Here is a 13,440-nt window from a genome sequence, read left to right on the forward strand (position 1 = left end):
GGCTCACATCAGGTCGCGCGGAATGCGCTTTTCCGCAAATACCTTCTCGAAGACCTGAACATCTCCTTCATAGGCGGTCACCACGGCGCTGATGACCCATTCGCTGGCGGTGCAGCCAATCTTTGCGGTCGAGACCGTCCGCACGAACCAGCCTAGGCGGCGCATGTCACAGGTCCAGGTGGATGTGCCGGCCATCGATAGCGGATCGCCCGGCGTGATCGACCAGGTTTCTTCGCGCAACTGCCGCGTCGAGAGCCCGGCATCCGGATGTTCGAAGAGGCCAGTATCCTCATGTATCCGGTAATCGGTGCGATTGGCCGAGAGATCGCGCAGAACCTGCCGCTTTGTCACCGATGGCGCGTGCTCGATATATTTCGGCAGCGGATCGGGATTTTCGGGCTCGGGAATGCTGATTTTCCTGTGATCGCCAAGCAAAGGCAGCCCCAAGCCAAGCGAAGCGATATCGATCTCGACACCGAGATCGTCGGGTGGCGGCAGGATCATCGGCCAATAGGCCGTCGAGATCGCCAAGCGGATGCGGTGGCCCTTGCGGAAGCGATAGCCGCAGGCATCCAGCTGCAGCCGGATGGACACCGTTTCACCCGGGACCAGCGGCTGCGGATCCGCATTGCTGTCCTTATGGGTGAGATTGATGACGCCGAAGGCGACGCGTGTTGCCGTTCCGTCGGGATGAACGTCGACGAGACGGGCGCAGAGATTGCCGGTCTTCGCCGGCGAGCGCAGGGACAGCGTCAGCACCGGGCGGCCGAGATAGTCGTGATCCGATCCGAGCGGCATCGTGTCGAAAATCAGCGAACCGGCATCGTCGGAGCGCTGATCCAGCGCCATTTCGGCGTCCGGTTTCAGCGTGAAGTATTCACCCGAAGACGTCCCAGTATCGAGTGGCGAGCGAAGATAGGCGCTATGTTCCGGGGCCTGCGGGATCGGCATGCCCTCGGTGAGCTTGCCGAACTGCTCGACATAGAAGCACTGCATTTCGGGTGCGGTCCAGACATCCTTCGCCACCCAGAACCCGGGATCGAAATCGCGCCGCGGGGCAGGGCGGATGGCGTCGAGAATGTAGGCGCGGGTCTGCGGCAGCTTGTCGATGCCGTTGTCCTCGCCGCGCAACCACTTGTTCCACCAGGCGATCGCCTCGCTGTGGAAATCCGTGCGTGGTTTTGGCCAGGCGAAATGTGGATATTTGTGCACCCAGGGGCCGACAAGCGCCTTGGCCTTTTCACCGAGGCCTTCGACTGCCATCAGCGGTGTGTTGCGATACCCGTCTGCCCATCCGGCAAGCACGAGGGCCGGGATTTCGACGTCCCCGAAATTCTCCGAGATCGAGCCATGCTGCCAGAATTCATCGCGGCGCTGGTGCGTCAGCCACTCTTCCATGAAAAACGGCTCGTGTTCGAGACGCTCCAGCCACATTTCTCTCCAGCGATCGCCGACCAATTCAGGGTCGGGCGAGCGGGACTGATAGCCGAGCATTGTCGCCGCCCAGGAAAGCTGCGCCGAGAGATGGCAGCCGTTCTTGTAGTGGATGTCGTCATTGTAGCGATCGACCGTCGAGGCGATCGAGATAACCGCCTTCAGCGCCGGCGGGCGAAGGGCTGCGACTTGGAGGCTGTTGAACCCGCCCCAGGAGATGCCCATCATGCCGACCGAGCCGTTCGACCATGGTTGCGCGGCGATCCAGGCGATCAGCTCGCAGGCATTGGCCAGTTCGAGCTCGGTATATTCGCCATCGATAACGCCATCGGATTCGCCGGACCCGCGGATATCGACGCGCACGCCGGCGATGCCTGCGGCGGCAAAGACCGGATAGGTCGACTCGTCGCGCAGGCAGGTTCCGTCGCGTTTGCGGTAGGGCAGGAATTCGAAGACAGCGGGAACCGGATCGCTCTCGGCGCCATCAGGCATCCAGATGCGGGCGGCAAGCCGGGTGCCGTCGTCAAGCGTGATCCATTGATTTTCGATGGTGGTGAAGCCGCGGTCGGTCATGCCTTTTCCTCGATGCACTTTTGCAAGACGAGGCGGCTTGCGCCGCCCCGCGCCTATTCAGTTGCCCGCACTTTCCATCCGCCGCGTGGCAAGAACCCGCTCCAGCCAGCCGATCTCCATCTCCGGCACGGATTTGAGCAGCAGGTCGGTATAGTCGTCGAAGGGCGGCGAGAGCGCCTTCGATTTCGGCCCGAATCTGACAAGCTTGCCACGATGCATCACCGCCACGCTATCGGCGATCGCCCGGACGATGGCGATATCGTGGGTGATGAAGATATAGGAGAGCTGCTCCTCCTCCTGCAGCCGCAGCAGCAGCTTCAGGATCCCCTCCGCCACCAGCGGGTCGAGCGCCGAGGTCGGTTCGTCGCAGAGAATGAGCTCGGGCTTCGCCGCCAGCGCCCGGGCGATCGCCACACGTTGCTTCTGCCCGCCGGAGAGTTCCGCCGGATAACGGTCGATGAAGCCGTTGCCCATTTCGATCTGGTCGAGCAGCTCCTTCACCCGCGCCGTCTTCTTGGCGCCGCGCAGCCCATAGTAGAAGGTGAGGGGACGGCCGATGATATCACGAACGGTCTGGCGCGGGTTCATTGCTGTGTCGGCCATCTGATAGATCAGCTGGATGCGACGGAGATCGTCATTCGAGCGCTTCTTCAGATCCGGCGTCAGCGGCTTGCCGTCGAAGATCACGCGGCCCTGGTTCGGCGGCAGCAGGCCGGTGATGACGCGCGCGAGCGTCGATTTTCCGGAACCGGATTCGCCGACGACCGCCAGTGTCTGGCCCTTCGGCACGTGTAGAGAAACGTCGTGCAGCACCTTGAAGCCGTTGGAATATTCGGCGCTGACATTCTCGACCTTCAGGAGTGTCCCCGATTGATCCGGCGCCTCCGCGCGCGCGGCCTGCCGGACATTGACCAGCGCCCGCGTATAGTCCTGCTGCGGTTGCTCGATGATCTGCTGCACGCTGCCATATTCCACCGTCTTGCCGTGCCGGAGAACCATGATGTCATCGGAGATCTGCGCAACGACGGCGAGGTCGTGGGTGATGTAGAGGGCCGCCGTATGCGTCTCCTCGATCGCATGCTTGATGGCGGCGAGCACGTCAATCTGCGTTGTGACGTCGAGCGCCGTGGTCGGTTCGTCGAAAACGATCAGCGACGGGTTGGAGCAAAGCGCCATGGCGGTCATGGCGCGCTGCAGCTGGCCACCGGAGACCTGATGCGGGAAGCGGTCGCCGAAGGTTTCCGGGTTCGGCAGACCAAGCACCTGGAAGAGATAAAGCGCCCGCTTGCGTGCCTCGTCCTTGGTCATCAACCCGTGCTTGACCGAAGCCTCGATCACCTGGTCACCGAGCTTGTGCGCCGGGTTGAAGGCGGCGGCCGCCGACTGCGCCACGTAGCAGACACGGGCGCCGCGGATCTGCCTTATGCCGCCCTTGCCGAGCGGCAGGATGTCCTTGCCCTCGAGCAGCACCTCGCCGCCGGTGATCTCGGCGCCGCCGCGGCCATAGGCGAGCGCCGACAGACCGATGGTCGATTTGCCGGCGCCGGATTCGCCGATCAGGCCGAGCACCTTGCCCTTTTGCAGGTCGAAGGAAACGCCATCGACGATCGTCACCCGTTTCGGCGGCTCGCCGGGCGGATAGCTGGTGGCCTCGATCTTCAGATTGCGAACGGAAAGAAGCTCAGGCATCGCCGCGCCCTCCCTTGAGGCTGGATGTGCGTTTCAAAAGCCAGTCGACGACGAGATTGACGCAGACGGCAAGAGCAGCGATCGCCGTTCCCGGAACGAGTGCTGCCGAAATGCCGAAGATGATGCCGTCCTTGTTGTCCTTCACCATGCCACCCCAGTCTGCTGCTGGCGGCTGGATGCCGAGGCCGAGGAAGGAGAGGGTGGAGAGAAACAGGATCGAGAAGGCGAAGCGCAGGCCGAATTCGGCCAAAAGCGGGGTCAGCGTATTCGGCAGGATTTCCCGGAAGATGATCCAGGCCTTGCCCTCGCCACGCAGCTTTGCGGCCTCGACGAATTCCATGACGGCCACATCGAGCGCCACGGCGCGGCCGAGGCGGTAGACGCGGGTGGAATCGAGGACCGCCATGACGAGGATCAGGATGATGATGTTCTGCGGCAGGACCGCCAGAACGACGAGCGCGAAGATCAGCGTAGGGATCGACATCATCAGGTCGTTGAAACGCGAGAACACGGTATCGATAATGCCGCGTGACACAGCTGCCGTGAAGCTCAGCAGGATGCCGAGCGAAAATGAGATCAGCGTTGCGCCGAGCGCCACGAAGAGCGTGGTGCGGGCGCCGTAGATCAGCCGCGAAAGAATATCGCGGCCGAGATTGTCGAGGCCGAAGAAATACTGGCTGTCGGCCATCTGCCAGACATTGCCGACCACTTCGGTCTCGCCATAAGGGGCAATCCAGGGGGCAAAGATCGCGAAGATGAAGGCGATGACGATACCGGTCATGCCGACCCAAGCGGTGATGGGGATATCTCTCAATCTCATCGCGGGTGCCTCAATCTTGGATTGGCGACGATGGCCAGGATGTCGGCGATCATGTTGAGGAAGATGTAGACGGCGGCGAAGATCAGACCGCAGGCCTGCACCACGGGCATGTCGCGCACCGTCACCGCATCCACCATGTACTGGCCCATGCCGGGATAGACGAAGACCACCTCGACCACGACGACGCCGACCACGAGATAGGCGAGGTTGAGCGCCACGACATTGATGATCGGGGCCAGCGCGTTGGGCGCCGCATGCTTGACGATGGAGCGGAAGGCGCTGAGGCCCTTGAGTTCCGCCGTCTCCATATAGGCCGACGACATGACCGAAAGGATCGCCGCCCGCGTCATACGCATCATGTGGGCGAGGACGACGAGAACCAGTGTTGCCGTCGGCAGTGCGATCGCCTGCAGCCGCTCGGCAAAGCCCATGCTGTCATAGACGGTTGCCGGAAAGGTCGCGACGCCGAGTTTGACGGCGAAGACGAGGATAAGCAGGTATCCGATGAAGAATTCCGGCAGCGAGATCGCCGCCAGCGAAATCACGTTGATGATCTTGTCGGGCAGCCGGTTTCGGAAATGCACAGAGAACATGCCGAGCGCCACGGCCAGCGGCACAGAGATCAATGCGGCAAAACCGGCAAGAAACAGCGAGTTCCCGAGACGTTTGCCGATCTGCTCGCTGACCGAGTTCTTGCTGGCCCAGGACGTACCGAAGTCACCCTGAACGGCATTGCCGAGCCATTCGAAATAACGCGTCGTCACCGGCCGGTCGAGGCCGAGATCCTGGCGGATATTGGCGACCGCCTGCGGCGTTGCCGACTGGCCGAGATAGGTGGTGGCGAAATCGCCGGGCAGGGCTTCCAGCCCGCCGAAGATCAGAACCGACACCGCAAGCAGCAGGATGAGCGAGAGCACGAAGCGCTCGATGATGAGGGCAAGCAGCGGAAAACGCTGCCTGAACCTCAGGCCCGGCAGTGGACTGCCGGTCGATGGACTGGACATGGCGAAAGCCTCGCGCTGAAACGTCAGGGGGACCGCAAGGGACATCCTTGCGGTCCTGGTTCAGTCAGAGATGGCGGGGAAGCCCCCGGCCGTCAGGCATCAAGCCAGACGCGAGTGGCGACGTAGCCGTTCGACATGTCGTTGCCGATATCGTGGACATAGCCCTTCACCTGCTTGGAGCAGGCGTTCACGAAGTCGTTGAACATCGGCAGGATCAGTCCGCCTTCGTCGCGCACCATCATTGCCATGGTGCGGTACATGTCCTTGCGCTTGGTCTCGTCGAGTTCCGAGCGTGCTTCGAGCAGCAGCTTGTCGAAGTCGGGACGCTTGAAGCGGGTGTCGTTCCAGTCGGCCGTCGAGAGATAGGCCGTGGAATACATCTGGTCCTGCGTCGGGCGCCCACCCCAGTAGGAGGTCGAGAAGGGCTGTACGTTCCAGACGTTGGTCCAGTAGCCGTCACCCGGCTCGCGTTTGACCTCGATCTCGATGCCGGCCTTCTTGCAGCTTTCCTGATAGAGAACCGCCGCATCGACGCCGCCCGGGAAGGCGACTTCGGAGGTGCGCAGCAGCACAGAACCGCTGTGGCCGGACTTCTTGTAATGGAAGGCCGCCTTGTCGGGATCGTAGGCGCGCTGCTCGATGCCTTCGGGGAAGAGGGCATAGGTGTTGTTGATCGGGAAGTCGTTGCCGACCTTGCCGTAGCCGCCGAGGATCTTCTTGACCATGGTTTCGCGGTCCATGGCGTATTTCAGCGCGAGGCGAAGGTCGTTGTTGTCGAACGGCGCCTTGTCGCAATGCATGATGAAGACATAGTGGCCACGGCCCGAGGTCGAGAGAATCTCGACGGTCGGCGCGCGCTTCAGAAGGTCGACGGTCTTCGGATCGACACGGTTGATATAGTGCACCTGGCCGGACGAAAGCGCCGCGATGCGGGCGGTGGCGTCGTTCATGCCGATGATTTCGATGGAATCGACATAGCCGCGATCCGAGCGCCAGTCGTCGGCGTTCTTTTCGAAGGTGGCGCGGACGCCCGGCTCGAAGCTCGCCAGCTTATAGGGACCGGTACCGATCGAGGCGAGCGGATCGTCATTGCCGCCATTCGGCTGGATGACCAGGTGATAGTCCGTCAGTAGCAGCGGCATATCCGCATTGCCTTCGGTCAGCGTCAGCACGAGGTTGCCGCCGTCGGCCTTGATATCCTTGATCGAACCGAGAACGCCGAGCGCGCCCGATTCCGACTTCTTGTCGGTATGACGCTTCAGGGTGGCGACGACGTCGTCGATCGTCAGTTCCTTGCCGTTGTGGAATTTCACGCCCTTGCGGATCTTGAAGGTCCAGGTGGCGGCGTCCTTCGACGGCTCCCAGGATTCGGCCAGCGACGGAACGGCGGCACCCGTCAGCGGATCGGATTCCACCAGCATGTCGCCCCAGCAGCGGCCGACGCAGAACATGAATTGCGAGAGAAACTTCGCCGGGTCCTTCGAGTCGGTGGCAGCGCCGCCTTCGAGGCCAAGCTTCAGGTGGCCGCCGCGCTTTGGTTCGGCGGCTTCAGCGCTTTCGGTGAAGAGCTTGTCGGCGACGGCGAGCGTGAGGCCGGCAGCCATGGCGCGTCCCAGAAATTCGCGGCGGTTCAACCCGCCGGCGGTGACGCGGCTTGCAAGATATTTCGTGTAGTCGTTCATTCCCCTGTTCCTTCTTGTCATGATTTAAGAATTGGCAAGTGGACCGCAGAACCGGTTTCCTCTCCGGTGCCAGGTCCATATTCGTTCGGGAAAACGTCGCGGTTGGTGCCGCCCTATCTTCCTTTCTCGGTTCGACGATTGCGCGTGAGCGGAGGCGCCAGCTTGATGGCGCGGCGATCGGGAATGCCGGGATTTCTTATTGTCCGGCTTGTTTCCTGAAGATCGGAATGATGGGTGAGAATGGCGCCTGCGATGGCGAGACGACAGCGTGCCGCATGCGTCTTCGCCGCGGCGGAAGGCGGGGAGGTCAGCAGCTCAAAGGCGGTAAAGCTACGTCCGTTCAACCTACGCTACCTCCGCTCTTGCGGCGACACGGCCCGTCAGGACTGCCTCTGCCTCTGATATGAGTGAGATTGAATTAAGGGCTGTTTTGGACAGTAGGGGGGCGGGTGTAGCGACATGATCTGCATCGTATGCGACATAACGAGCATATGCCCACACCAAGGGCGGTTTCGCATTGATGGGGGCGGAAAACATTTCGTGCCTCCGCTGGAAAAGCCACCCAGCAGAAAGAGATGCAGTCCCATCCCTCTGGTTGTATTGGTTGATTTCTGCGCTGCCATGCACACCCCATCCCGCTAGCCCGCGCAGTGATGCCTCGCGGTATCTGCTTTCGGGAAGGGGAGTTGGCAGACAGCTCATTGCTCACCCCTGTTTCTTCTGCCCGACATGGCGTCCAACGCCATCCGGGGCAGGGAGGAAGGAATGGCGCTCGGCAATCGCTTTCGCCTCGGCCAGGATTTCCGGCGGCGCCGAAACCGCCTTTCCGGCCTTGGAATCCACATGCAGCAGCATCTGCTCGGCGGTCGCCAATAACTCGCCACTCGCCGCATCGCAGATGCTGTGGAAGACGTGCAGCCGCTTGTCATCGACCAAGAGCAGCTGGCAGGTCGAATAGATCGCCTGGCCAAGCTTGGCTTCGCCGAGATGCCGGATATGGGTCTCCACGGTGTAGTAGCTGTGTCCGGCCTCGACATAGGCGAGACCGGCGCCGATCAGCCGTAGCAGCGCGTCCGTGGTATCGCCGAAGACCTGCAGGTAGCGATGCTCGGTCATGTGGCCGTTGTAATCGACCCAGGCCGGGCTGACCTTGGTATCGACAAGCCGAAGCGGAGCCGAAGTCTTCGCCTGTTCGGCCGGCTTTGCAGCAGCCCAGAGCGAATGCTCGAAATCCTTGAGCAGCTTGCCCGCACCCCAGCCCTTGCCGCCATCACCGACCTTCAGAGCCTGGAAGATACCGGCCAGGTTTTCATCGCGGATCCGTTCGAGCTCGCGGATCGACAGATCGCCCGCTTGCTCGTCCGACTGCTGACCGATCTTTTCGACAAGCGCATCGTCGAGATCGACGACATCCGTCAGCTTGGTCCAGGGCCACTGCAGGCAGGGGCCGAACTGCGCCAGGAAATGGCGCATCCCTGCTTCACCACCGGCGATCCGATAGGTCTGGAATAGACCCATCTGCGCCCAGCGCAGGCCGAAGGAATAGCGGATCACGTCGTCGAGCGTCTCGACGGTGCAGATATCGTCCTGGATCAGCCACAGCGCCTCGCGCCACAGCGCCTCCAGAAGGCGATCGCCGACGAAGGCCTCGATCTCCTTGGCGATATGAACGCCCTTCATGCCGATCGGCGGCAGCTTTTCCAATGCCGCCTTGATCGTTGCATGGCTGGTCTTCTCGCCGCCGACGATCTCTACCAGCGGCAGCAGGTAGACCGGGTTGTAGGGATGGGCGACGAACAGGCGATCGGGGAACTGCATGTCTCGCTGCAGATCGGTCGGCAAAAGGCCCGAGGTCGAGGAGCCGATCAGCGCATCGGGGCGGCAGGCGGCATCGATATGGGTCAGGACGCCGCGCTTCAGATCGAGCCGTTCGGGGACGCTTTCCTGGATCCAGTCGGCATCGACAACGGCTTCTTCAAGCGTCTTGCAGAAGGTCAGCTTGCCGCGCGGGGGCAGGGGGGCGCCTGTCAGCATCGCATAGGCGCGCTCGGCATTGGCGATCACCTCACCGACGATGCGCTGCGCTTCCGGATGCGGGTCGAAGACATCGACATCGATCCCGGCCAGCAGGAACCTTGCGATCCATCCGCCACCGATGACGCCGCCGCCGACACAGGCTGCCTTGTTGATCTTGATCATGCAGCCCTCAACGCTTCTTCAGCTTCAGTTTTTCACGCACGGCCGCAGGCCCGATGATGCGCGCACCCATGCCCTCGACCACCTGCACGGCCTTTTCGACCAGTTGCGCATTGGTGGCGAGCATGCCTTTCCCGGCATAGAGATTGTCTTCGAGGCCGACGCGGACATTGCCGCCCGCGAGCACCGCCGCAGCCGGATAGGCCATGGCGTTGCGGCCGATCGAGAAGGCCGAGAAGGTCCAGCTCTTGGGCACGTTATTGACCATCGCCATGAAGGTGTTGAGATCGTCAGGCGCGCCCCAGGGAATGCCCATGCAGAGCTGGATCAGCACCGGATCCTCGATCAGGCCTTCTTCGGCGAGCTGCTTGGCAAACCAGAGATGGCCGGTGTCGAAGGCCTCGATCTCGGGGCGCACTCCGAGATCGGTCATCTTCTTCGCCATCGCCCGCAGCATCGCCGGCGTGTTGGTCATGACGTAATCGCCGAGGCTGAAATTCATCGTGCCGCAGTCGAGCGTGCAGATCTCCGGCAGGCATTCGGCGATATGGCTGACGCGCTCGGTGGCGCCGGCCATGTCGGTGCCTTCGGGATTGAGCGGCAGCGGGCGTTCGACATCGCCGAAAATCAGGTCACCGCCCATGCCGGCAGTCAAGTTCAGCACGACGTCGATATCGGCGGAGCGGATGCGGTCCGTCACTTCGCGGTAGAGATCGTTGCGGCGGCTTGCAGCCCCCGTCTCGGGATCGCGGACGTGACAGTGAACAACGGCCGCCCCCGCCTTGGCGGCGTCGATCGCGGAATCCGCGATCTGCTTGGGAGTAATGGGAACGTGGCTGGATTTCGAAACCGTGTCACCGGCGCCGGTGACGGCACAGGTGATGAAGACATCGCGGTTCATCGCAAGAGGCATCGTGTTCTCCCTCGTATTGACCCCATTACGCTGCAAGATGCGGCCGCATGCTTTGCAGAAACGGAATTGATTGATACAGTTTCGGCAATCTGGAGAGACCATGCTCAGCCGCTCGAACGACCGCCTCGATCTCGATCTTCTCGTTCTGCCGGAGACGAACCTGATCCTGCTCGCCTCGGTGATTGAGCCGATGCGCGGGGCAAACCGTATCGCCGGCAGCGAGCTCTACCGCTGGCGGCTTTTGACGCCTGATGGCGCGCCTGTCTTGACGACGAGCGGCATTCCGGTGCCTGCGGCCGGGGCATTCAGCACTGCACGGGAGGATGCGCCACTCTTCGTTCTGGCGAGCTACAACTGGCGCCGCAGCGCGACAGCAGCGCTGAAAATGCAGCTCTCGCAGGCGGCGCGCCATCGCAGCGTCATTGCCGGAATCGAATCCGGCACCTGGCTGCTGGCCGAATCCAGCCTTCTCGACCGCCTGACGGCAACGATTCACTGGGAGGATTTCGAGGATTTTTCGCTGGCCTATCCGCAGGTCAAAGCGGTCAAGGACCGCTTCGTCATCGACGGAAAGCGCCTCACCACGGCGGGGCCGCTCCCGACCGTCGATCTGATGCTGGAGATCATCCGCCAGCGGCAGGGCTATTCGCTGGCGCTCGAAGTCAGCCGCCTTTTCAGCTACGAGCAGATCTCGTTCCACAACCAAAGCCAGCTTTCACCCTCCGCCGCGGGCTTGAGCATGCGCGATCCGCGCGTGGCGGCGGCCGTGCGTCTGATGGAGGAGCATATCGAGCAGCCGGTCATGCTGAGCCGTATCGCCAAACGCGTCGGCGTCAGCGCCCGCCACTTGCAGGGATTGTTTCAGGAGAGCATCGGCGCGCCGCCACATGTGCATTATCTGGCATTGCGGCTGAATGCGGCGCGGCGGAAAGTCATCGAGACCAAGGCATCTTTCGCTGATATCGCCGCCGCTACCGGGTTCAACTCCGCCTCCGCCTTTGCCCGCAGCTACCGCGCGAGCTTCTCCGAAAGCCCCTCAGACACCCGGCGGAGGCTGCGCCGCCCCGTTACGCCAGTGCCTGATACCCAATCGGCTTGAACGCCTCGCGAACCATTTCCGCGAGCTCGCGGACAGCTTCGGTTGAATGATAAGGATTGCGGCGCAGAACGACACGCGAGGAATCGACCGGCGGAAAGCCGTCATCTGCCGTCAGCTCCCGGCAACCGGGCGGGATATTGCTCCGCGACAGCGTGGTCACTGCGAGGCCCGCGGATGCTGCGTTCTTCAACCCGGAGCTTGTGTCTGCGACAAAAGCGACCCGGTATTTCCGTCCCTGGAGATCGAGCGAACGGAAGGCGAAGTCGCGCGACCATGTGGAATTCCGGTAGGTCGCAATCGGCAGGGGATCGAGATCCTGCAGCCGGTGCACCATGGAGGTGACCCACACCGTCGGATCGACGCAGAGAACCTCACCCGGCGACTGGTTGTTCCAGTCGAAGACCACAGCGAGATCGAGCTCGTCGCGCTCGAGCGCGGCAAGATTCCGCGCCGTGTAATCGCAGGACACCGTAACCTCGACAGCCGGATGCCGGACGGCAAAGGCGGAAAGTGCTGCCGGCAGCACCGTCTGGCTGTATTCCTCGGGAATGCCGATGCGGACCGGCCCATCCAGCGGCTTGGTACGGATCGTCGCCGCAGCTTCGTCCAGCAGGTCGATGACGCGGCGCGCATAGGGCAGGAGCTGCAGGCCCCAGCGGGTCGGCACAACGCCGCGGGCTCCGCGCTCGAAGAGACTTTCGCCTATGGTTTCCTCAAGTTTCTTGATCTGCGCGCTGACCGCAGACTGCGTCCGCCCGATCGCCTGCGCCGCTGCCGAAAAATTCGACGTCTCGACGACGACGAGGAAGGTCCGGAGCAGATCGCTTTCGATGGGTTGCCGCATGGTCCAGCCACAAAAAATTCAGATGGCAGCCATCTCAACTATTCGTTTGCCTGATGTCAAGAATGAGAGCAAACAGGGCAAATCAGACCTCTGGTTCGGGAAAACCAATGTCACTCAATACGGACGTCCGCCCGCTCGGATTGAGCGAGCACGAGAAGGGCGTCATTCTGGTGGTTGCCGCAACGCTGGCTTGGAGCGCGAGCGGCATCTACTCACGCATGCTCAGCATCGATGCCTGGACGACGATCGCCTGGCGGTCGCTGTTCGGCGGCCTGTTTCTGCTGATACCGAGCTTCTTCCTCGAAGGCGGCTTGTCGAGAAAGCAATGGGCTTCGATCTTCCATCCGTCGGGCATGGCGATGATCGCCTGCCAGACCTTTTGCCAGGCCTGTTTCATCGGCGCGCTCTATACGACCAGCGTGGCAAATGTCGCGGTGATCTATGCGACGGCCCCGTTCATCGCCGCGCTGCTCGGCTGGTTGCTGCTCCGGGAACGCGTTGCACGGCGAACCATGATGGCGGGCGGCGCCTGTCTGCTCGGCGTCGTCATCATCGTCGCCTCGTCGATCGGGGGAGGGACGGGCCTCGGCGATCTTCTCGCCCTCGGCATGACGGCATCCTTCGCCCTGATCATCGTCATTCCGCGTATCAGCCCCGGCGTGCCAAGCCTGCCGCCGACCATCGTCAGCGCTTTCCTGACACTGGCGATCTTCTCGCCCTTCGGTTCAGTCGGATCGATCGACCTCTATAACTGGGTCGTCCTTGCAGCTTTCGGCGCCACCAACTTCTCGATCGCGCTTGTGCTGTTCCTCGCCGGCGCGAAGCGCATGCCGCCGGCCGAGGCGGCGCTCATCGGCACGATGGAAATCGTCCTGACGCCATTTTGGGTTTGGCTGTTTCTCAGCGAGAGGCCTCCCCTGGCAACCGTGCTCGGTGGGGTCGTCATCGTCGCAGCCGTCGTCTGGCACACGGCTGCCGATTTCCTGCGGGGGCGCACGGAAGCACGCTCGCGCGGCAAAACTGCCGCGTGAACATGCGTCCTCAATGCCGGCTTTTGAGAAAACAGGCGTTGCCAGAATATTTTTCCTGTACGAACACCAAAATCGAAACGATCTGATCTGTCGAAACAATTGCCGCGCCGTAAGTTGACGGCCTGCGGGTGACACGGCGCATCGCCGGAACGACG

At 62.2% G+C, this 13,440-nt stretch carries 10 protein-coding genes; 2 read left to right on the forward strand and 8 right to left on the reverse strand.

Translation table 11 applies throughout. The annotated features are described in order from the left end of the window. Window positions 1-3: 3 nt before the first annotated feature. The 7 genes from J2X43_RS04945 to J2X43_RS04975 all read right to left on the reverse strand — a co-directional run bounded on the left by J2X43_RS04945 (window position 4) and on the right by J2X43_RS04975 (window position 10,311). Window positions 4-2,007, reverse strand: a complete 2,004-nt coding sequence (locus J2X43_RS04945) for a CocE/NonD family hydrolase (protein WP_112388205.1) — start codon at window positions 2,005-2,007, stop codon at window positions 4-6. A gap of 57 nt (window positions 2,008-2,064) precedes the next feature. Next, a complete protein-coding gene (locus J2X43_RS04950; RefSeq protein ID WP_112388204.1) occupies window positions 2,065-3,696 on the reverse strand; it encodes an ABC transporter ATP-binding protein in 1,632 nt (543 codons plus the stop codon). After that, a complete protein-coding gene (locus J2X43_RS04955; protein WP_112388203.1) occupies window positions 3,689-4,516 on the reverse strand; it encodes an ABC transporter permease in 828 nt (275 codons plus the stop codon). The genes J2X43_RS04950 and J2X43_RS04955 overlap by 8 nt, the downstream gene beginning before the upstream one ends. After that, window positions 4,513-5,520 (reverse strand): ABC transporter permease, encoded by a 1,008-nt coding sequence (locus J2X43_RS04960; protein ID WP_112388984.1) that lies wholly within the window; start codon window positions 5,518-5,520, stop codon window positions 4,513-4,515. The genes J2X43_RS04955 and J2X43_RS04960 overlap by 4 nt, the downstream gene beginning before the upstream one ends. 92 nt (window positions 5,521-5,612) lie before the next feature. Beyond that, a complete protein-coding gene (locus tag J2X43_RS04965; RefSeq protein ID WP_112388202.1) occupies window positions 5,613-7,202 on the reverse strand; it encodes an ABC transporter substrate-binding protein in 1,590 nt (529 codons plus the stop codon). A gap of 705 nt (window positions 7,203-7,907) precedes the next feature. Next, complete coding sequence (locus tag J2X43_RS04970) at window positions 7,908-9,401, reverse strand: carnitine 3-dehydrogenase (RefSeq protein ID WP_112388200.1); 1,494 nt, start codon at window positions 9,399-9,401, stop codon at window positions 7,908-7,910. A 7-nt stretch (window positions 9,402-9,408) separates the two neighbouring features. Then, window positions 9,409-10,311, reverse strand: coding sequence for a 3-keto-5-aminohexanoate cleavage protein (locus tag J2X43_RS04975; RefSeq protein WP_112388199.1), 903 nt, complete (start codon window positions 10,309-10,311; stop codon window positions 9,409-9,411). A 100-nt stretch (window positions 10,312-10,411) separates the two neighbouring features. Between J2X43_RS04975 and J2X43_RS04980 the strand changes: the two genes are divergently transcribed. Further along, window positions 10,412-11,410, forward strand: a complete 999-nt coding sequence (locus J2X43_RS04980; protein WP_310291212.1) for a GlxA family transcriptional regulator — start codon at window positions 10,412-10,414, stop codon at window positions 11,408-11,410. Here J2X43_RS04980 and J2X43_RS04985 read toward each other — a convergent pair. Further along, window positions 11,379-12,254, reverse strand: coding sequence for a LysR substrate-binding domain-containing protein (locus J2X43_RS04985; protein ID WP_112388197.1), 876 nt, complete (start codon window positions 12,252-12,254; stop codon window positions 11,379-11,381). The genes J2X43_RS04980 and J2X43_RS04985 overlap by 32 nt on opposite strands. A gap of 107 nt (window positions 12,255-12,361) precedes the next feature. Between J2X43_RS04985 and J2X43_RS04990 the strand changes: the two genes are divergently transcribed. Further along, window positions 12,362-13,285, forward strand: coding sequence for a DMT family transporter (locus J2X43_RS04990; RefSeq protein WP_112388196.1), 924 nt, complete (start codon window positions 12,362-12,364; stop codon window positions 13,283-13,285). The last annotated feature ends 155 nt before the right edge of the window (window positions 13,286-13,440 follow it).

Origin of the sequence: Rhizobium sp. BE258 (assembly GCF_031457345.1) — a bacterium.
Taxonomy (GTDB): Bacteria; Pseudomonadota; Alphaproteobacteria; order Rhizobiales; family Rhizobiaceae; genus Rhizobium.

What these genes read in the sequence shown, in the direction of transcription:
- J2X43_RS04945 (WP_112388205.1), bottom strand. Translation starts at nt 2,007, where the DNA reads ATGACCGACCGCGGCTTCACCACCATCGAAAATCAATGGATCACGCTT.
- J2X43_RS04950 (WP_112388204.1), bottom strand. Translation starts at nt 3,696, where the DNA reads ATGCCTGAGCTTCTTTCCGTTCGCAATCTGAAGATCGAGGCCACCAGC.
- J2X43_RS04955 (WP_112388203.1), bottom strand. Translation starts at nt 4,516, where the DNA reads ATGAGATTGAGAGATATCCCCATCACCGCTTGGGTCGGCATGACCGGT.
- J2X43_RS04960 (WP_112388984.1), bottom strand. Translation starts at nt 5,520, where the DNA reads ATGTCCAGTCCATCGACCGGCAGTCCACTGCCGGGCCTGAGGTTCAGG.
- J2X43_RS04965 (WP_112388202.1), bottom strand. Translation starts at nt 7,202, where the DNA reads ATGAACGACTACACGAAATATCTTGCAAGCCGCGTCACCGCCGGCGGG.
- J2X43_RS04970 (WP_112388200.1), bottom strand. Translation starts at nt 9,401, where the DNA reads ATGATCAAGATCAACAAGGCAGCCTGTGTCGGCGGCGGCGTCATCGGT.
- J2X43_RS04975 (WP_112388199.1), bottom strand. Translation starts at nt 10,311, where the DNA reads ATGCCTCTTGCGATGAACCGCGATGTCTTCATCACCTGTGCCGTCACC.
- J2X43_RS04980 (WP_310291212.1), top strand. Translation starts at nt 10,412, where the DNA reads ATGCTCAGCCGCTCGAACGACCGCCTCGATCTCGATCTTCTCGTTCTG.
- J2X43_RS04985 (WP_112388197.1), bottom strand. Translation starts at nt 12,254, where the DNA reads ATGCGGCAACCCATCGAAAGCGATCTGCTCCGGACCTTCCTCGTCGTC.
- J2X43_RS04990 (WP_112388196.1), top strand. Translation starts at nt 12,362, where the DNA reads ATGTCACTCAATACGGACGTCCGCCCGCTCGGATTGAGCGAGCACGAG.